General features: G+C 60.0%; 16 protein-coding genes. 6 read left to right on the top strand and 10 right to left on the bottom strand.

Annotated elements, in window-relative coordinates:
* Positions 1-131 precede the first annotated feature (131 nt).
* From dusA to IE079_RS04205, 5 genes are all read left to right on the top strand, one after another.
* Positions 132-1160: a tRNA dihydrouridine(20/20a) synthase DusA gene (gene dusA, locus IE079_RS04225; protein ID WP_189573373.1), complete on the top strand. Its 1029-nt coding sequence runs from the start codon at positions 132-134 to the stop codon at positions 1158-1160.
* A gap of 113 nt (positions 1161-1273) precedes the next feature.
* A complete protein-coding gene (gene tal, locus IE079_RS04220; protein WP_189573369.1) occupies positions 1274-2239 on the top strand; it encodes a transaldolase in 966 nt (321 codons plus the stop codon).
* Positions 2240-2257: 18 nt separating this feature from the next.
* Positions 2258-2713: a tellurite resistance TerB family protein gene (locus IE079_RS04215; RefSeq protein ID WP_189573365.1), complete on the top strand. Its 456-nt coding sequence runs from the start codon at positions 2258-2260 to the stop codon at positions 2711-2713.
* A 22-nt stretch (positions 2714-2735) separates the two neighbouring features.
* Entirely contained in the window at positions 2736-3863 is a 1128-nt protein-coding gene (locus tag IE079_RS04210; RefSeq protein ID WP_189573362.1) for a 3-deoxy-7-phosphoheptulonate synthase, read from the top strand.
* A complete protein-coding gene (locus tag IE079_RS04205; protein ID WP_189573359.1) occupies positions 3860-4636 on the top strand; it encodes a glycerophosphodiester phosphodiesterase in 777 nt (258 codons plus the stop codon). Before IE079_RS04210 ends, IE079_RS04205 begins: the two co-directional genes overlap by 4 nt.
* 39 nt (positions 4637-4675) lie before the next feature.
* On the opposite strand, the gene sthA is transcribed toward IE079_RS04205, so the two are convergent.
* The 10 genes from sthA to IE079_RS04155 all read right to left on the bottom strand — a co-directional run bounded on the left by sthA (position 4676) and on the right by IE079_RS04155 (position 15181).
* Complete coding sequence (gene sthA, locus IE079_RS04200; RefSeq protein WP_189573356.1) at positions 4676-6067, bottom strand: Si-specific NAD(P)(+) transhydrogenase; 1392 nt, start codon at positions 6065-6067, stop codon at positions 4676-4678.
* 107 nt (positions 6068-6174) lie between these two features.
* Positions 6175-6423 carry a (Na+)-NQR maturation NqrM gene (gene nqrM / locus IE079_RS04195; RefSeq protein ID WP_189573353.1) on the bottom strand — a complete coding sequence of 83 codons (249 nt, stop codon included), beginning with the start codon at positions 6421-6423 and terminating at the stop codon, positions 6175-6177.
* 12 nt (positions 6424-6435) lie between these two features.
* Positions 6436-7473 carry an FAD:protein FMN transferase gene (locus IE079_RS04190; RefSeq protein ID WP_227712311.1) on the bottom strand — a complete coding sequence of 346 codons (1038 nt, stop codon included), beginning with the start codon at positions 7471-7473 and terminating at the stop codon, positions 6436-6438.
* A 21-nt stretch (positions 7474-7494) separates the two neighbouring features.
* Complete coding sequence (gene nqrF / locus IE079_RS04185) at positions 7495-8721, bottom strand: NADH:ubiquinone reductase (Na(+)-transporting) subunit F (RefSeq protein ID WP_189573347.1); 1227 nt, start codon at positions 8719-8721, stop codon at positions 7495-7497.
* Positions 8722-8758: 37 nt separating this feature from the next.
* On the bottom strand, positions 8759-9367 hold the full coding sequence (gene nqrE / locus IE079_RS04180) for an NADH:ubiquinone reductase (Na(+)-transporting) subunit E (protein ID WP_189573344.1): 609 nt from the start codon (positions 9365-9367) through the stop codon (positions 8759-8761).
* Positions 9367-10032 (bottom strand): NADH:ubiquinone reductase (Na(+)-transporting) subunit D, encoded by a 666-nt coding sequence (locus IE079_RS04175; RefSeq protein WP_189573342.1) that lies wholly within the window; start codon positions 10030-10032, stop codon positions 9367-9369. Before IE079_RS04175 ends, nqrE begins: the two co-directional genes overlap by 1 nt.
* A gap of 2 nt (positions 10033-10034) precedes the next feature.
* The gene (locus tag IE079_RS04170; protein ID WP_189573340.1) at positions 10035-10838 is read right to left on the bottom strand and encodes a Na(+)-translocating NADH-quinone reductase subunit C; all 804 of its coding nucleotides are present in this window, start codon (positions 10836-10838) and stop codon (positions 10035-10037) included.
* Positions 10831-12039 (bottom strand): NADH:ubiquinone reductase (Na(+)-transporting) subunit B, encoded by a 1209-nt coding sequence (locus tag IE079_RS04165; RefSeq protein WP_189573338.1) that lies wholly within the window; start codon positions 12037-12039, stop codon positions 10831-10833. Before IE079_RS04165 ends, IE079_RS04170 begins: the two co-directional genes overlap by 8 nt.
* 3 nt (positions 12040-12042) lie before the next feature.
* On the bottom strand, positions 12043-13389 hold the full coding sequence (locus IE079_RS04160) for a Na(+)-translocating NADH-quinone reductase subunit A (protein ID WP_189573336.1): 1347 nt from the start codon (positions 13387-13389) through the stop codon (positions 12043-12045).
* A 361-nt stretch (positions 13390-13750) separates the two neighbouring features.
* Positions 13751-15181, bottom strand: a complete 1431-nt coding sequence (locus IE079_RS04155; protein WP_373296182.1) for a glyceraldehyde-3-phosphate dehydrogenase — start codon at positions 15179-15181, stop codon at positions 13751-13753.
* A gap of 350 nt (positions 15182-15531) precedes the next feature.
* Here IE079_RS04155 and mfd point away from each other — a divergent pair, with 350 nt between their 5' ends.
* Complete coding sequence (gene mfd / locus IE079_RS04150; protein ID WP_189573332.1) at positions 15532-19038, top strand: transcription-repair coupling factor; 3507 nt, start codon at positions 15532-15534, stop codon at positions 19036-19038.
* The last annotated feature ends 106 nt before the right edge of the window (positions 19039-19144 follow it).

Below are 19144 nucleotides of genomic sequence, written 5' to 3'. Positions count from 1 at the left end.
AGGTGGCTATTTTTCCAGAAAATAGGGACAGGAGCAAAGGCTGCCGCCCCTTCTCGGCATTCCGCTACAGCCCAGGCGGCACCATCAGGTAGAATAGCGTTCAAATTCCTTCAGGCTGCAGACTCCGATTCATGTCCGTAACCCAGCAAAGCCAGACTCCTCCCCTGTCGCGCCGGTTCTCCGTCGCCCCCATGATGGACTGGACCACGCCCCATTTCCGCTATCTGGCGCGGCTGCTCAGCCGTCGTGCCCTGCTGTACACGGAAATGGTCACCACCGGGGCGCTGATTCATGGCGATACCGCCCGCTTCCTGCGCCATCACCCGGCGGAATATCCGTTGGCATTGCAGCTGGGCGGCAGCAACCCGGAAGAGCTGGCCCATTGTGCCCGCCTGGCGGAGGCGTATGGCTTTGACGAGGTCAACCTGAACGTGGGCTGCCCCAGCGACCGGGTGCAGAACAACATGATCGGCGCCTGCCTGATGGAGCATCCCGACAAGGTGGCTGACGGTGTGCGGGCGATGATCGCGGCCACATCCCTGCCGGTGACCGTCAAGCACCGCATTGGTATTGATGGCCGTGAATCCCGGGAGGACCTGTACCACTTTATCGAAACCGTGGCTGCGGCGGGCTGCCGGACCTTTATCGTCCACGCGCGTATTGCCGTGCTTGAGGGCCTCAGCCCCAAGGAAAACCGTGATATTCCGCCGCTCAACTACCCGTGGGTGTATGACCTGAAAGCCCGTTACCCGGAGCTGGAAATCATCATCAATGGTGGCATCAAGTCCTTCGCTGAGTGCCATCAACACCTGCAACACACCGACGGCGTGATGCTGGGCCGTGAGGCGTACCACAACCCCTGGCTGCTGGCCGGCGTGGACAGCGAGTTCTTCGGCGAGCCGGACCCGATCACCTCCCGTCACGAGGCCCTGCGGGCGATGCTGCCGTTTATCGAAGAAGAGCTCGAGCGGGGCGTTTACCTCAGCAATATCACCCGGCACATCATGGGGCTGTTCCATGGACAGCCCGGGGGTCGTCAGTTCCGCCGCCACATCAGCGAGAACGCCCACCGCCCTGGCAGTGGTATCGAAGTGGTACTGGACGCCCTGGCGAAAGTACACCAACCGGCCCCCTCCCCTGCCCGGGAAGCCGTTATCTGACGGGCCGGTAAGCTTTTCCTGTCTTGTTCCTGCCCTGACAGCCGGTTATCGTATCCGTATGCACGGCTCATCAGCGCCAGGAAGCATCCCGAACGACACAAGGAACAGGAACCATGACCAGCAAGCTTGAACAACTGAAGTCCATGACCACCGTAGTGGCCGATACCGGCGACCTGGAAGCCATCACAGAATGGCGCCCCGAGGACGCCACCACCAATCCTTCCCTGCTGCTCAAGGCTGCGGCATCGGAGGCTTATCGTCCCATGCTCGATCAGGCGGTGAATTACGCCAGTCGCCAGGGCGGCAGCGACCAGGAGCAGCTGGCCTGGGCCACGGACGTTCTGGCGGTAACCGCCGGCAAGCAGATCCTGGATCTGATTCCCGGGGTAGTATCCACCGAAGTGGACGCGCGCCTGTCTTTTGATACCGCCGCCACCGTGGACAAAGCCCGGCGACTCATCGATCTGTACGACCAGATGGGTGTCGACACCAGCCGGGTATTGATCAAGATCGCCTCCACCTGGGAAGGCATCCGCGCCGCCGAACAGCTGGAAAAGGACGGCATCCGGTGCAATCTGACGCTGCTGTTCTCGTTCACTCAGGCTGCTGCCTGTGCCGATGCCGGTGCCTTCCTGATTTCGCCTTTCGTGGGCCGCATCCTCGACTGGCACCTGGCCCACAGTGACCGGGATGCCTTCGCGCCAGAGGAAGACCCCGGCGTTCAGTCAGTGAGCCGGATCTACAATTACTATAAGACCCATAACTATGACACCGTGGTGATGGGCGCCAGTTTCCGTAACATCGGTGAAATCGAGCAGCTTGCCGGCTGTGACCGGCTGACCATCAGCCCTGCCCTGCTGCAGGAACTGAAGGAAAGCACCGGCGACCTGCCCCGCAAGCTGTCCCCCGAAACCGCCACCAGCCAGGACCGGCCCACCGCCATGGATGAGCGCCTGTTCCGCTGGGAATCCAACGAGGACGCCATGGCCACCGAGAAACTGGCCGAAGGCATCCGTCGCTTTGCCGCGGACCAGATCGAGCTGGAAAAACGGGTGAGCCGGCTGGCCAGCGTGGCCTGAGAAGAAGGATGACCGACCATGATAGACCGCCTACGCCAGTTGCTGTTTCCGGATACCGGAACGGCCGGCGGTTCCCCGGACCCGGATAGCCACCAGCTGGCCGTCGCCGCCACCGCATTAATGGTGCAGCTGTCCCGGGTTGATAGCGACGAGGACGAACGGGAACTGAACACCATCGTGGATTGCGCCGTTCGCGTGCATGAAGTGACCCACGATGAAGCCCGCGCGATCCTCGACGATGCCCTGAACCACGCCGACGACTCCACCTCGCTGTACGAGTTCACCGGCGTGCTCAATGAACAGCTGAGCCACCAGTCCAAACAGGCCGTGCTGGAAAGCATCTGGCGGGTGGCCCTGGCCGACGGCCGTATCGACAAGTACGAGGAGCAACTGATTCGCCGGCTGGCGGACCTGCTTCACCTTCATCACCGGGAATACATGCAGGCACGGCACCGGGCCGAGCAACCCCGCTGAACCAAGCCCCAGGAGACATTCCATGCTCGCCATTCTTCATCCGGACACGCCACTGGACAGTGACGCCTATCGCCAGACTCTTCACTTTCTTGAGCATCTGCCCGGCGTGTCAGTCAAGGTTCACGAAGTGGAAGGCGCGGTTCAGCGTCTCACCGAACTCTACCTGCTGGGCGATACCAAGAGTCTGGACAAGGACGAGATTGAAGCCCTGCCCGCCGTTGAACGGGTAATCCGCATTTCCGATGACTACCGGATCCTGGGCCGCCACCGGGATGACCAGCGTCAATCCGGCTTTACCTACAACGGTGTGGAATTCAGCCAGAACAACCTCAACCTGTTTGCCGGCCTGTGCGCGGTGGATAACCAGGAGCACGTTGACATCATGATGCGGGAGTTGGCCGCGCACGGCCAGCATTGCACCCGCATGGGCGCCTACAAGCCCCGCACCAACCCCTATTCCTTTCAGGGCCATGGCAAAAGCTGCCTGCCCTGGGTGTTCGAGACTGCCGGCAAGCATGATATCCGGGTGATCGCCATGGAGATCACTCACGAAAGCCACATCGAGGAAATCGACGAGTGCCTGGAAAAGCTGGGCCGGCCTACCGGTGTCATGTTGCAGGTGGGCACCCGCAACACCCAGAACTTTGAGTTGCTCAAGGCCATTGGTCGCCAGAAGACCTACCCGGTGCTGCTCAAGCGCGGCTTCGGCATAACACTGAACGAGTCCCTGAACGCCGCCGAATACCTGGCCAGCGAAGGCAACGCCAACGTGGTGTTCTGCCTGCGGGGCATGAAGACCGACGCCGGCAGTCCGCACCGGAACATGGTGGATTTTGCCCATGTGCCCACGGTCAAACGGCTCACCAGGATGCCGGTCTGCATCGACCCATCCCATTCGGTGGGCAGTCGTGACGCGGCCCCGGATGGCATCCCGGATGTCATGCATGCCACCGCCCAGGGCGTGGTAGCCGGTGCCAACATGGTACTGGTGGACTTCCACCCGCGACCGGAAAAAGCGCTTGTGGACGGTCCCCAGGCCCTGCTGATGGAGGAACTGCCCGCCTACCTTGAAGACGTCAATCAGTGCCACCAGCTCTGGAAAAAACGTCAGGAGATCTACCGCAAGACGGGAGTAACAGCAACAACATGATCATCTATGGTCATCGCGGCGCCCGGGGCGAAGCCCCGGAGAATACTCTGGCGGGATTCGAGACCGCCTACCGCCATGGCATCCGCCACTTTGAACTGGACGTCCACCTGTCTTCCGACGGTGTACCCGTGGTAATACACGACACCACGGTGGACAGGACCACGGAGCAGCAGGGCAAGGTAGCCAGCTTTACCGCCGCCGGTCTGGCCGCCATGGACGCCCGCCAGAACACGGCCCCCTGGCCGGAAACTACCGGCGTTCCCGCGCTGGAACAGGTCCTCAACGCCTGCCCGGACGTGCTGCATTACCAGCTGGAGGTCAAACCCGACGCCCGTGGCCGGCTGAACGTTCTGTGCAACCGGCTCACCGAACTGATCCAGCGTCGGCGCCTGTTCGAAACCGTGGCGGTGACCTCATCGGACGCCTGGTTCCTGCAGCAGATCAAACGACGCAACCGCAAAATCCACACCGGATATGTCGCTGGCCGTCGCTTCCCGCGACCCGTCGCCACTGCCCGACGACTGAATTGCAGTTATCTGGTGCCGAGCTGGCGTATCTGCTCGCCGGAAATGGTCCGCCAGGCACAACGGCTGGACATGCAGGTGTCGGTATGGACGGTGAACCGCATTCACGACATGCTGGCCATGGAGGATATGGGGGTGAACAGCATTATTACCGATTATCCCACCAGCACTCGCATCTATTTCGACAACCGCACGGTAAAATTGCCGCACTCGTCTGAAACCCTCCAGGGCCAGGGCACTGCAGTATAGATCATGGACCGGCCCCGGAGATGGCGCCGGCCACAACCCCTAGAAGATACGATTGAGACCGTTCAGGGCCGCCACCCGGTAGGCTTCTGCCATGGTGGGGTAATTGAAGGTGGTGTTGATAAAATAGTTCAGGGAGTTTGCCTCCCCTTCCTGGTTCATGATGGCCTGGCCGATGTGGACGATTTCCGCCGCCTGATCACCGAAACAGTGAATGCCGAGGATCTCACGGGTTTCCCGGTGGAACAGAATCTTCAGCATGCCCACTTTCTCGCCGGTAATCTGGGCCCGGGCCAGGTCCTTGAAGAACGCCTGCCCGACCTCGTAAGGCACTTTCTTTTCGGTCAGTTCTCTTTCGGTGGGGCCCACCGAACTGATTTCCGGAATGGTATAGATGCCCGTGGGCACATCCGAAACGAATCGGAAGTATTCGTCCTGGACAATATCCGACGACACCGAGCGCCCCTGGTCATAGGCGGCGCTGGCGAGGCTCGGCCAGCCGATCACATCACCGGCGGCGTAGATATTGGGCACTGCGGTACGGTAATGGTCATCCACCTGCAGTTGGCCACGATTATTGGGTTCAAGCTCAACGTTCTCAAGCCCCAGATTGTCGGTATTGCCGGCCCGGCCGTTACACCAGAGGAAGGCGTCCGCCCGGATCTTCTTGCCGGATTTCAGGGACAGCACCACGCCATGATCATCGCCGTCAACCGACTCGTACTCCTCATTGTGACGGACCAGAACGCCGGTATTGCGCAGGTGATAACTCAGCGCATCGGAGATTTCATCGTCGAGGAACGACAGCAGGCGGCTGCCCGGATTGATCAGATCCACCTTCACGCCCAGCCCGGCGAATATCGACGCGTACTCAGAGCCGATCACCCCCGCGCCATAGATAATCAAGGTACGTGGCGTATGGGACAGGTTGAGAATGGTGTCGCTATTGTAGATGCGGCGATGACGGAAGTTCACATCCGGCGGCATATAGGGTCGTGAGCCCGTGGCAACAACCGCCTGCTTGAAGTTAAGCACTTCGGATGTCTTGTGGCCCCTGACCTCCAGGCGGTTCTTGTCCAGGAAAAAGGCGCGGCCATTGATCAGATCCACACGATTGCGGGAATAGAACTGGGTACGCAGCGTCACCTGCTTTTCGATGACCTTCTGGGCGTTCTGCAGAACCCGGGGGAAGGAAAACCAGCGAGGTTCGCCGATATCCCGGAACATCTGGTTGGTGTTGAAGGTGATGATCTGCTTGACGGAGTGCCTGAGAGCCTTGGAGGGAATGGTACCCCAGTGGGTACAGTTGCCGCCGACCGTGGGCTTGTCTTCAATGATCGCAACGCGCTTGCCATGCTTGGTGGCATTCATGGCCGCGCCTTCGCCCGACGGCCCCGCGCCAATGACCACGACGTCGTAATGATGTTCTGCCATCAAGACTGTGACTCCTCATTTCATGGTAAAAAGGTAAACTCCCGGCAGACACCGTATCGGCTGCCGGGAGTATTGATACTGTTTCTCTGGTCTGAACGGCCCCGGAATTATCCGCGGTGGCGCTCACCGGCCGCCGAGGCGTCGTAGGACAGGTCACGAGCGGTGGGCTCGCTGGCCTCGCCACTCTCCTCACATTTGCTGGTGTCACCGCCGCAGATTTCGCAGGGCCCGGTAATGCCTGCGGCACCCAGACCGCCGCAGGAACCGGTGATGGGTTTGCCCCCGAAGATCACGCCCACGGACATGGCCGCTACCAGCAAGCCAACAATGACCAGCACCAGCAGAAAGGTACCCATGACAACCTCCAATCACTCAATCAGATAGGTGGCGAAGGCGGGGGTATGATAGGTTTCAAACCCGTCCCCTTCACGCACAATGAAATACACCGCCAGATTTTTCTGCAGGGCCAGGCGATAGCCCTGTTCATAGCCTAACACGGTGAATGCCGTGGCCCACGCATCGGCCAGCATGGACGAACCGGCTATCACCGTCACTGAAGCCAGCCGATGCCCGACCGGGCGACCCGTGGATGGGTCTATGGTATGGGAATAACGCTGTCCATTCGATTCGTAATAGTTACGATAGTCGCCGGAAGTGGCCATGCTGTTGCGGTCCATGGCGATGACGCGATTCACCTGGCGAGCCTGCTCCACCGGCTCCTCAACCGCCAGACGCCAGGCCGAGCCATCGGGCTTGCGGCCTTTGACGCGAACCTCGCCACCAATCTCCACCAGGTAGCGGTCTACCCCCTGCTGTTCCAGGTATCGGGCCACCGCATCCACAGCATAGCCCTTGGCAATGCCTGACAGATCCAGATACTGGGGGCGCCGGGCACGGATAGCCTGGCGCCCGGCATCCAGCTCCAGGAAGCGGAAACCGGTCCGTGACAGGCGCTGCGCCAACTCATCATCCCCGGGAACCTGTTCCGGGCGCCCGTCCGGACCAAAGCCCCAGAGGTTCACCACCGGGCCGATAGTGATATCAAAGGCACCGCCGGACTGTTCCGCCACGGCCTGTGCAGCCTCGAGCACCTCGAACAGTTCCGCCGACACCGGGGTCCATTCACTCTGGTCCTGCTGCTGGTTGAACCGGCTCAGCTCCGAGTCTTCACGCCAGGTAGACATGGCCCCATCCACCGACTCGAGGGTTTTCTCGATACCTTGGGACAGATCTTCCAGGGTTTCCCTGTCTTCGGTCAATACGACGTTAATATGGTACGTGGTGCCGAAAATGCCCCCGGAAATCTCCCAGATCTTTTCCTCGGGCTCAAACGAACAACCCGCCAGAGCAGCCACGGCCAGCATCCAGAAGATGCTGGCCAGGACCACCCTGACGGGTTGGGGCATGCCGGATGTCATCAGAGTTCTTTAACCCCCGAAGTCGTCCAGCATGATGTTTTCATCTTCCACACCAAGATCCTTGAGCATCTTGATGCAGGAGGCGTTCATGATGGGCGGTCCACACATGTAGTACTCACAGTCCTCCGGAGCCGGATGGTCCTTCAGGTACTTTTCGTACAGCACGTTATGAATGAACCCGGTCGGACCTTCCCAGTTGTCTTCCGGCAGTGCATCAGACAGGGCCACATGCCATTCGAAGTTGTCGTTTTCCTCGGCCAGCATGTCGAAGTCTTCCACGTAGAACATCTCGCGGACACTGCGAGCGCCATACCAGAAGCTGATCTTGCGATCGCTCTGCAGGCGCTTGAGCTGGTCGAAAATGTGAGAACGCATCGGTGCCATGCCGGCGCCACCACCAATGAAGATCATTTCAGCATCGGTTTTCTTGGCGAAGAACTCACCGAACGGCCCCATCACGGTCACCTTGTCACCCGGCTTCAGGTTGAACACATAGGACGACATGATACCCGGATTATGGTCGGTTCCCGGAGGTGGTGTGGCTATCCGGATGTTGAACTTGAGAACCCCCTTCTCTTCCGGATAGTTGGCCATGGAGTAGGCGCGGATGGTCTCTTCCTTGTTAATCGCCTTGTAGCGCCAGATATTGTGCTTGTCCCAGTCTTCGTGGAACTCCTCCTCGATGTCGAAATCCTTGAAGTCGATCTCGTAGGGCGGGCACTCAAGCTGCACGTAACCGCCGGCGCGGAAGTCCACTTCTTCCCCTTCCGGCAGTTTCAGTACCAACTCCTTGATGAAGGTGGCCACGTTGTGGTTTGACACCACTTCGCATTCCCACTTCTTCACACCGAAGAACTCTTCCGGCACCTCGATCTTCATGTCCTGCTTGACCGGAACCTGACAGGACAGGCGCCAGCCTTCTTTTTCTTCCCGCGGAGTGAAGTGGGTTTTCTCGGTGGGCACCATGGCGCCACCACCTTCAAACACCTTGCACTTGCACTGGGCGCAGGTACCGCCGCCGCCACAGGCGGAGGACAGGAATATGCCACTGTTGGCCAGGGTACCCAGCAGCTTGCCACCGGCACTGGTTGTCAGGGTATGCTCGGGGTCATCGTTGATCTCAATGGTCACATCACCGGTGCTTACCAGCCTGGAACGGGCCGCGAGGATGATCGCCACCAGCGCCAGAACGATAACGGTGAACATGACCACGCCGAGAATGATTTCTGTATTCATGGTCTCGCCTTTTCGTTTAACCGAATCACCGGGTTGTTTACAGGGAAATGCCGGAGAAGGACATGAAGCCCAGGGACATCAGGCCCACCGAAATAAAGGTGATGCCCAGGCCGCGCAGGCCTTCCGGAACGTCACTGTACTTCAGCTTCTCGCGGATGCCGGCCAATGCAACAATTGCCAGGGCCCAGCCCACACCGGCACCGAAGCCGTAAACCAGACTCTCACCAAAGGTGTAGTCACGCTCGACCATGAACAGTGACGCGCCCAGAATGGCGCAGTTCACCGTGATCAGCGGCAGGAACACACCCAGCGCGGCGTAAAGGGCCGGAATATACTTGTCCAGCACCATTTCCATGATCTGTACGATGGCGGCGATCACCCCGATGTAGGTCAGCAGCCCCAGGAAGCTCAGGTCCACGTTGGGCAGACCGGCCCACTCCAGGGCGCCTTCACGCAGGATGGTGTTATACAGCAGGTTGTTCACCGGTACGGTGACCGTCAGCACCACCACCACAGCGATACCCAGACCGATGGCGGCCTCGATCTTCTTCGAGATGGCCAGGAAGGTACACATCCCCAGGAAGAAGGCCAGCGCCATGTTCTCGACGAAGATGGCCTTCAGAATCAGACTGATATAGTGTTCCATCAGAAGGCCTCCTTGACTTTGTGGCGGGACATCTTGAAGTCGGGCTCTTCTACCTGCTCCGGCTTCCAGGCGCGCAGCCCCCAGATCGCCAGACCGATGATGAAGAACGCACTCGGCGGCAGCAGCAGCAGGCCGTTAGGCACATACCAGCCACCTTCGTTGACCGTCGGCAGCAGCGTGAAACCGAACAGCGAGCCAGCACCGATCAATTCCCGGAAGAACGCCACGAACAGCAGCATGACCGAATAGCCAAGGCCGTTGCCGATACCGTCCAGGAAGCTGAGCCACGGCGTATTGTTCATGGCGAAACCTTCCGCCCGGCCCATCACGATGCAGTTGGTGATGATCAGACCAACGAACACTGACAGCTGTTTGGAGATCTCGTAGGCGTAGGCCTTGAGAATCTGGTCCACCACGATAACCAGCGATGCAATAATGGTCATCTGCACGATGATCCGGATGCTGCCGGGAATCTGGGTCCGCACCAGCGACACCGCCAGGTTCGAGAAAGCGGTAACCGCGATAACCGCCAGACACATGACGACAGTCACGGAGAGGCTGGTGGTTACCGCCAGAGCGGAGCAGATACCGAGGATCTGCAGCGCGATCGGGTTGTTACTGAAAATCGGTTCGAAGAGAACCTGTTTGGCTGAAGCGCCTGCCATGATCAGACCTCCCCTTGACGAAGTTTTTGCAGGAACGGCGCGAAACCGCGGTCACCCATCCAGTAGTTGACCAACTGTTCGACACCACGGCTGGTCAGGGTTGCCCCGGACAGTGCATCTACCTTGTGTTCCCGGTCACTGGCATCAGAGCTGACCCCGCCCTTGACCAGGCGGATCTGTGGCTCGGACTTGTCCTCGTTGTACAGCTCCTTGCCAACCCACTGCTGCTTCCAGCGGGGGTTGTCCACTTCACCACCCAGTCCCGGGGTTTCCGCATGGGCATAGAAGCCAAGACCTTCGATGGTGTTCAGATCACCTTCCAGTGACACGAACCCATACAGGGTCGACCACAGGCCATAGCCATGAACCGGCAACACCACGCGCGTCAGTTCGCCATTGTCACGCAGGGTGTAGATCTTGGCGACATCCGGGCGACGCTTGATGCCGGCCTTGTCTTCCTTGGCGGGAATATTGGTGGACATCTCGGGATCCGACGCGGCCTTGTACATATCGTACTTCATGGGGTCCTGCACGCCCACGGCGGAAGGCTCCACATATTCGCCAGTGTCCAGATCAACCAGCTGTACGTCAAAGCGTGCGAATGTCTCTTCAATGTCGTCAACACTTGCACCTGGCTCAAGCATACCAGCCGCTGCCAGGATGTTGGTCTTGATATCCAGGTTCTGGTTCTGGATCTGCGCCGGGCGCAGCAGTACCGCAGCAGTGGACACAACAACCGAGAACACGATACTCAGTACCAGCGCCACCATCAGGGTTCTAGTGACGGTTTCTTTGGGTTTAGCCACGGGCAAGCCTCCGTTTGATGTTGGCCTGAACCACGTAGTGATCCATCAGTGGTGCAAACAGGTTGGCGAACAGAATGGCCAGCATGATGCCTTCGGGAAAGGCCGGATTGACGACACGAATCAGTACCGTCATTACGCCGACCAGAATACCGAAACACCAGCGACCGGTGTTGGTCATGGCGGCCGATACCGGATCTGTCGCCATGAACATCATGCCGAAGGCGAAACCACCCATCACCAGGTGCCAGTGGGGGCCAACGCCGAAGAACGGATTGGTTTCGGAACCCAGGACATTGAACAGCAACGCTGTGGCAATCATACCGATCATCACCCCGCCGACAATACGCCAGGAGGCAATCTTCATGGCCAGCAGGATCAGCCCGCCGATCAGCACCGCCAGGGTGGAGGTTTCACCCATGGAGCCCTGAATATTCCCGATGAACGCATTCATCCAGCCAATATTCTGCTCCAGTGCGTCAAGGCCACCGGAGGCGGCCCAGCTCAGGGCCGTTGCACCACTGAAACCGTCCACCGCGGTCCAAACCGTGTCACCGGAAATCTGCGCCGGATAGGCGAAGTACAGGAACGCACGACCGGTCAGGGCCGGGTTCAGGAAGTTCTTGCCAGTGCCGCCAAACACCTCCTTGCCGATCACCACACCGAAGGTGATGCCCAGGGCCACCTGCCACAGCGGGATGGTTGGCGGGCAGATCAGCGCAAACAGCACCGAGGTCACGAAGAAACCCTCGTTTACCTCGTGACGACGCACGGTGGCGAACAGCACTTCCCAGAAGCCACCCACAATAAAGGTGACGGCATAAATGGGAACGAAATAGGCCAAACCGTAGACGAAGTTGTCCCACAGCCCGGCCCCCGCCCCGGTAGCCGCCAGCGCCTGGATAAAGGCGGTTCGCAGGCCGCCGTCGGCGATCATGGCGTCCGGATTCTGGGCCAGGTAACTGTTGGCCTGGAAGCCGATATTCCACATGCCGAAGAACATCGCCGGGAAGGTGCACAACCACACGGTGATCATGATGCGTTTCAGATCAACGCCGTCACGAACATGGGAAGTGGTGGAGGTTACGCTCGGCGGCGTATAGAAGATGGTGTCGACCGCTTCGTACAGTGCGTACCAGCGCTCGTACTTGCCACCTTTTTCAAAATGATGCTCGATGCCATCGAGTAACTGTCGGATTGCCATCGGTTAGCCCTCGATCTCGATACGGGTCAGGTTCTCACGGAGAATCGGACCATACTCGTATTTGCCCGGACACACGAAGGTGCACAGCGCCAGATCCTCTTCATCCAGCTCCAGTGCGCCCAGCTTCTGTGCCACTTCAGTGTCACCCACAATCAATGATCGCAGCAGCTGTGTCGGCAGGATATCCAGTGGCATGACCTTTTCGTAGGCGCCCACCGGAACCATGGCCCGCTCACTGCCGTTGGTGGTTGTGGTGAAGTCGAACTTCTTGCGGCCCATCAGGCTGGACAGGTAGATGTTCAACACCGAGAACTTGTTGGTCCCCGGGGACAACCAGCCCATGAACTGTCGCTTGTAGCCTTCTTCCAGTACCGAGATCTGATTATCGAAACGCCCCAGATAGGCACAGGGGCCGTCACCGCGACGACCGCCGAACACCGAGCCGGAAATGGTACGCAACTCGCAATCGGTGGCTACTTCGTCTTTCAGCAACTCGCCCAGGCTGGCGCCGATACGGGTACGGACCAGCCGGGGACTGGAGGCCTTGGGGCCACCAATGGCCACAACACGGTCCACGGGTAATTCGCCGGTTTCAAACAGTTTGGCAATGGCAATCACGTCCTGGTAACCGATACTCCATACCGTCTTGCCCATGGAGACCGGGTCCAGATAGTGGATGTGAGTTCCAACGTTGCCAGCGGGGTGTACGCCGTCGAACTGCTCGACCTGAACGGCATCCGACTCGGGAACGGGCACATCGGACCCGGGCCTGCCAGTAACGAACACCTTGCCGCTGGTCAGCCTGGACAGGATCTTCAGGCCCTTGCTGAAGGCTTCGCCCTGCTCCCTGATAATCACTACCGGGTCCGCCGCCAGCGGATTGGTATCCATCACCGAAACAAAAATCGAGTTGGGCGCCGTGTCGATTGCCGGCACCTTGCTGAAGGGCCGCGTGCGGAAGGCAGTCCAGAGACCGGATTCCAGCAGGTTATCCACAACCTGCTGACGCTCCAGTGAGCCCAAGTCGGCCTCGCTGTAGCGGGCAAAGGTTTCAGCATCGTCACCGTCGATTTCGATGACCAGTGACTGGAAAACCCGCCGCTCACCGCGGTTGATTTCTTTGACAACACCGGCGGCCGGTGAGGTATAGCGAACGCCTTCGATCTTCTTGTCCGTAAACAGCAGCGAGCCGCGCTTGACGCGGTCCCCTTCTTTCACTTCCATCGTCGGCTTCATGCCGTTGTAATCAAAACCGATCAGCGCAACGTGGCGTACCGGCTTGCCTTCTGAGATGGACTGGTCAGGGGCGCCGCTGATGGGAAGATCCAGGCCTTTTTTGATGTTGATCATTAGCCTCGTCCGTTCATCAGGAACTGTTTGCAGGATTGATCACGCCCGACCCGCGGCCCTCGTTTCCCGAGATTTCAAGGGGTGCTTGCGCAGCCCGGATGAAGGTTGACCGTGCCCCGTTGCACACAGGGGCGACCGGTTTTCAGGAAAGCGTTGAGAAGCAGGTACAAGACGCACCCAAAATCGCGCCAATTATAGAGATTAAGGCAACCTATTTCTACCGGTAACCTTGGCGGGGTAAGTTACCAATCACCCTGTCTGGTGGTGGAAAACCGTTATGGCGGGGGTCAGCGGCCTCTGCCACACCATCAAAAAACCCCGGCAGCCTTCAGGCTGCCGGGGTTCTCGGCCGGGGCACGGCTCAGTCGGCGAGTGCCCGGGCCCATTCCCGGGAGCGCTTCGGGAAAATCGGATAGGTGATACCCGCCATCTGGTTCACGCAACGGACTACCTGGGCGCTGTAACCAAACTCGTTGTCATACCACACGTAGAGAATCAGTCGCTTGCCATTGGCAATGGTGGCCTGGGCATCCACCACACCGGCGTGGCGGGAACCCACGAAGTCGGAGGAGACCACTTCCGGTGAGTTGACGAAATCGATCTGCTTCTGCAGCTCGGAATGCAGCGCCATTTCCCGCAGGTAGTCGTTGGCACTGTCCACGGTGACGTCTTTATCAAGATTCAGGTGCAGGATGGCCATGGACACATTGGGAGTAGGCACACGGATGGCATTGCCGCTGAGCTTGCCCTTCAGTTCCGGCAGTGCCTTGGCCACGGCCTTGGCGGCGCCTGTCTCGGTGATAACCATATTCAGCGGCGCGCTGCGGCCACGACGGCTACCCTTGTGGTAGTTGTCGATCAGGTTCTGATCGTTGGTGTAGGAGTGAACGGTTTCCACGTGGCCGTCGACAATGGTGAATTCGTCGTGAATGGCCTTGAGGACCGGGGTGATGGCGTTCGTGGTACAGCTCGCCGCGGACAGGATGCGATCATCGTCGGTAATGCTGTCGTTGTTGATGCCATAGACAACATTCTTGATGTCGCCCTTGCCGGGGGCTGTCAGCATGACCCGGCTGACACCCCTCGACTTCAGATGCAGACCAAGACCGTCCTCGTCACGCCAGATGCCGGTGTTGTCGACCACGATCGCGTTGTTGATGCCGTACTGGGTGTAGTCCACCTTGTCAGGGCCATCGGAGTAGATCACCTTGATAAAGTTACCGTTGGCAATCAGCGCGGAATTTTCTTCATCGACGGTAATGGTGCCATTGAACGGGCCATGCACAGAGTCCCGACGCAGCAGGCTGGCGCGCTTTTCCAGATCATTGTCAGCACCGCCCTGACGAACCACGATAGCGCGCAGGCGCAGATTGTTGCCGCCGCCGGCCTTCTCGATCAGGATGCGGGCCAGCAGACGACCGATGCGGCCGAAACCATAGAGCACCACATCCTTGGTGTCCTCGACCGCATTCTTCTCGCAGTCGGCGTGATGCTGACCGACCACCGGGCCAATCTCCTCACGAAGGAAGTCTTCCAGCGAACGGCCATCACCTTCAGCCTTGAACTTCACCGCCATCTTGCCGATATCCACGTGCGCCTGGCCCAGCTCCAGCCTGTCCATCGCCTCCAGCACCGGCAGGGTGTCGTGAACAGACAGCTCGCTGTCTTCCACCTGACGAACGAAGCGATGGGCGCGAATAATACCGATCACCGACCGGTTGATGATGGCCCGGCCATACACGGAAGTAACCACGTTATTCTTGCGGTGAAGGCGACCGATCAGTGGGATCATGGCTTCAGCGGTGGATTCCCGCTCGGTCCAGTTGGACAGGTACTGGTTGATCTGTTCGTGACTCACGCTTGAACCTCTGCAGTTGGCACTCGAAAAGATGGGTGCGTATTATCCAATTTAAGGGGCCGCTAAACAACTCCCTCCTGATAGGTACACGGCGACGGCAATCCTTCGCCTGGTACTGACAGAGGTCCCGGTTTGCCGGCACTGCCATGACAGTTCAGGCTGTCATCGCTAGAATACTGTCCTTTCCGAACCGGTCGCCACCCCGGAAAACGGGTGCAGAACTTACGTTCAGTTCATGATCCGACCACCACCGACCCGCGCCAACGCAGGAGCTGATCCGTCTGATGACATCCGGCACCGAGCATACCGCCCTTTCCGACTTTGTTCCCGCGCCCCCCGTGAGGGCGGCCGACCATCGCATCTGGGACCAGCTCCATGGCAGTGCCGATGCCCTGGCGATCACCGAAACCGCCCGGGTCACCGATGGCCTGACGCTGGTGATCACCCGCAGTACCGATGAAGCGATCCGCCTGGAGCAGGCGGTCCGCTTCTATCTGGGCCTGCCACCGGAAGAAGATGCCACCTCGGTCTCCAGCGATGGCCTGGAACTGCTATCCCTGCCGGACTGGGAGACGCTCCCCTACGACCTTTTCTCGCCACACCAGGACATTGTCTCACGGCGCATCCGCACCCTGCACCGCCTGCCACGCACCACTCGCGGCATTCTGATCGTACCGGCGCGCACCCTGATGCACCGACTGCCACCGGTGGAGTATCTGCAGGGCAATACCCTGCTGCTGGAAACCGGGCAGACCCTCGAGCCGGAGCAATGGCGGCTGCAGCTGGAGTCCGCCGGCTATCGCCATACCGAGAACGTGTACGAACATGGCGAATATGCCGTGCGCGGGGCCATCATCGATATCTTCCCCATGGGCGCCAGCCAGCCCTACCGTATCGACCTGTTCGACACGGAAATCGAAACCCTGCGCACCTTCGACCCGGAGACCCAGCGCTCACTGGAGCGTATCGACCGGGTGGAACTGCTGCCGGCCTACGAATTCCCCTGGAGCAAGGAAGCACGCTCCGGTTTCCGCAACCGCTGGTTCGAGTATTTCCCCAACGCCGACCGCAACGCGCCGGTCTACCAGGATGTGACCCAGGGCATTACGCCGGCGGGTATTGAGTATTACCTGCCCCTGTTCTTTGACCAGAGCGCGACCCTGTTCGACTATCTGCCCGGCGACACCCTGGTGTTCACTGCCGATGGCCTGGAAGAAGCCGTGGACCTGTTCCAGCAGGATACCGCCAATCGCTACGAAGAGCGTCGCCACGACCGTATGCGCCCCATCGTGCCGCCGGCGGAACTTTTCCTGAAGACCGACGAACTGTTCGGCCTGCTGCGTCAGCGCCCGCGCGTCACCCTGGTAGCGGGCGAGACCACCCGTTCCGGCCAGGGCATCACCTCGCTGGGCTCGCAGCCTCTGCCCAATGTGGCCATGGATGGCCGGGCCAGTGATCCGGCGGCCCGGCTGCGACAGTTCATCAGCGAATTCGACGGCCGTGTGTTGATCTGCGCCGAGTCCTCCGGCCGCCGAGAAGCCCTTAAGGACAACCTGGCCGAGAACCGCCTGAAAGTGGAGCCGGTGGATGACTGGTCCGCCTTCCTGACCGACGACGTCAACCTGGCCATTACCGTGGCACCGCTCGAGCCCGGCCTGCTGCTGCCCCGCGAGGGGCTGGCGCTGATCACCGAGACCCTGCTGTTCGGTGAGCGCGTGCTGCAGCGCCGTCGCCGGGAGAAACCCACCGAAGTGGACGACTCCGGCTACCGGGACCTGTCGGAACTGCGGGTCGGCGCCCCGGTCGTCCATATCGACCACGGCGTAGGCCGTTACCGGGGCCTGGACACCATCACCGTGGACGGCGATCCCTCGGAATTTCTGACCCTTGAGTACGCTGGCGGCTCAAAGCTCTACGTGCCGGTGTCCAACCTGCACCTGATCAGCCGCTACACCGGCTCGGATACCGAGCACGCGCCACTGCACAAGCTGGGCACCGAACGCTGGAGCAACGCCAAACAGAAAGCCCTGGAAAAAATCCGCGACACCGCTGCGGAACTGCTCGATGTCTATGCCCGGCGGGAGGCCCGCAAGGGCTTCCAGTTTGATGACCCGAAAGAGGCCTATCGCCACTTTGCTGCCGGCTTCCCCTTCGAGGAAACGCCGGACCAGCAGGCGGCCATCGAAAGAGTCATCGAGGACATGACCGGTGAACGCCCCATGGACCGCCTGGTCTGCGGCGACGTCGGCTTCGGCAAGACCGAAGTGGCCATGCGTGCCGCCTTTATCGCCACCTGGTCCGGCAAGCAGGTGGCGGTGCTGGTGCCCACCACCCTGCTGGCTCAGCAGCACTATGAATCTTTCCGCGACAGGTTCTCCGAAACGCCGGTCACGGTGGAACTGCTGTCCCGCTTCCGCAGCAGCGGGGAAACCCGCAAGGCCATCGAGAGAATCGAGGAAGGCAAGGCCGATATCGTGATCGGCACCCACAAACTGTTGCAGGGCGATATCCGCTTCAACAACCTGGGGCTGGTGATTATCGACGAGGAGCACCGCTTCGGCGTCAACCAGAAGGAAAAGTTCAAGGCGCTGCGGGCGGAAGTGGACATGCTTACGCTCACGGCCACCCCCATCCCCCGCACACTCAACATGGCCATGGGTCACCTGCGGGACCTGTCGATCATCGCCACACCGCCAGCCCGGCGCCTGTCGGTGAAGACCTTCGTGCGCCAGAAGGATACGGCCATGGCGAAGGAGGCCATCCTGCGGGAAATCCTGCGCGGCGGTCAGGTCTATTTCCTGCACAACGACGTGGCCACCATCCAGAAGACCGCCGAAGACCTGCGCAATCTTATCCCGGAAGCCCGCATCGGCGTGGCCCACGGCCAGATGCGGGAGCGGGACCTGGAACAGATCATGTCGGACTTCTATCACAAGCGTTTCAACGTGCTGGTGTGTACCACCATCATCGAGACCGGCATCGACATTCCCAGCGCCAATACCATCATCATTGAACGGGCGGACAAATTCGGTCTGGCCCAGCTACACCAGCTGCGGGGCCGGGTTGGCCGCTCCCACCACCAGGCCTATGCCTACTTGCTCACGCCGCCGCCCAAGGCAATGACCCCCGATGCCCGCAAACGGCTGGATGCCATTGCCGAAGCCCAGGAACTGGGCGCCGGCTTCATGCTGGCCACCCATGACCTGGAGATCCGCGGCGCCGGCGAACTGCTGGGCGACGAACAGAGCGGCCAGATTGAAAGTATCGGCTTTACCCTTTACATGCAGCTGCTGGAAGAAGCCGTGCAGGCCATTCGTGACGGGCGCACGCCCAATGCCGACCTGCCCCTCAGCCACGGTACCGAAATGAACCTGCGCATTCCGGCATTGATTCCCGACGATTACCTGCCCGACGTGCACAACCGCCTGATGCTGTACAAACGCATTGCCAGCGTGAAAAACGAGGAAGAGCTGAAGGAGTTGCAGGTGGAGATGATCGACCGCTTCGGACTGCTTCCCCAGCCGGCAAAAAACCTGATACACCAGACCAGCCTGCGGATTCGGGCGGAAGCACTGGGCATCATCAAGGTGGATGCCGGTCGCGACTGGCTGAAGCTGGAATTCGGCAATGCCACACCCGTGGATCCGCTCAAGATGGTACAGAAGGTTCAACAGGCACCGGATGTCTATCGCCTGGAAGGCGCCAATACCTTCAGCGTACGGCTGAAAGAGAACACAACCGATGGTAAACTCGAGGCCATCTCGTCGGTGCTGAAGGAACTGGCCACCTGACCAGGCCTGTCTGCCCCGCACAATACCGTGTTTCGGGCCCGGGCGTTGACTGACTCCGGCACCCGGGATGCACTCACGAATAATGGCATCCCCGTGACGGGGCCGC

The sequence above is a fragment of the Marinobacter zhanjiangensis genome (assembly GCF_014651935.1).
Taxonomy (GTDB): domain Bacteria; phylum Pseudomonadota; class Gammaproteobacteria; order Pseudomonadales; family Oleiphilaceae; genus Marinobacter; species Marinobacter zhanjiangensis.
The sequence above is the reverse complement of the archived record's forward strand: the minus strand, read 5'-3'. Positions and strand labels throughout refer to the sequence as shown.

What these genes read in the sequence shown, in the direction of transcription:
- nqrF (WP_189573347.1), bottom strand. Translation starts at nt 8,721, where the DNA reads ATGAATACAGAAATCATTCTCGGCGTGGTCATGTTCACCGTTATCGTT.
- mfd (WP_189573332.1), top strand. Translation starts at nt 15,532, where the DNA reads ATGACATCCGGCACCGAGCATACCGCCCTTTCCGACTTTGTTCCCGCG.
- IE079_RS04160 (WP_189573336.1), bottom strand. Translation starts at nt 13,389, where the DNA reads ATGATCAACATCAAAAAAGGCCTGGATCTTCCCATCAGCGGCGCCCCT.
- IE079_RS04205 (WP_189573359.1), top strand. Translation starts at nt 3,860, where the DNA reads ATGATCATCTATGGTCATCGCGGCGCCCGGGGCGAAGCCCCGGAGAAT.
- sthA (WP_189573356.1), bottom strand. Translation starts at nt 6,067, where the DNA reads ATGGCAGAACATCATTACGACGTCGTGGTCATTGGCGCGGGGCCGTCG.
- dusA (WP_189573373.1), top strand. Translation starts at nt 132, where the DNA reads ATGTCCGTAACCCAGCAAAGCCAGACTCCTCCCCTGTCGCGCCGGTTC.
- nqrE (WP_189573344.1), bottom strand. Translation starts at nt 9,367, where the DNA reads ATGGAACACTATATCAGTCTGATTCTGAAGGCCATCTTCGTCGAGAAC.
- IE079_RS04155 (WP_373296182.1), bottom strand. Translation starts at nt 15,181, where the DNA reads ATGATCCCACTGATCGGTCGCCTTCACCGCAAGAATAACGTGGTTACT.
- IE079_RS04175 (WP_189573342.1), bottom strand. Translation starts at nt 10,032, where the DNA reads ATGGCAGGCGCTTCAGCCAAACAGGTTCTCTTCGAACCGATTTTCAGT.
- IE079_RS04190 (WP_227712311.1), bottom strand. Translation starts at nt 7,473, where the DNA reads ATGCCCCAACCCGTCAGGGTGGTCCTGGCCAGCATCTTCTGGATGCTG.
- IE079_RS04215 (WP_189573365.1), top strand. Translation starts at nt 2,258, where the DNA reads ATGATAGACCGCCTACGCCAGTTGCTGTTTCCGGATACCGGAACGGCC.
- tal (WP_189573369.1), top strand. Translation starts at nt 1,274, where the DNA reads ATGACCAGCAAGCTTGAACAACTGAAGTCCATGACCACCGTAGTGGCC.
- nqrM (WP_189573353.1), bottom strand. Translation starts at nt 6,423, where the DNA reads ATGGGTACCTTTCTGCTGGTGCTGGTCATTGTTGGCTTGCTGGTAGCG.
- IE079_RS04165 (WP_189573338.1), bottom strand. Translation starts at nt 12,039, where the DNA reads ATGGCAATCCGACAGTTACTCGATGGCATCGAGCATCATTTTGAAAAA.
- IE079_RS04210 (WP_189573362.1), top strand. Translation starts at nt 2,736, where the DNA reads ATGCTCGCCATTCTTCATCCGGACACGCCACTGGACAGTGACGCCTAT.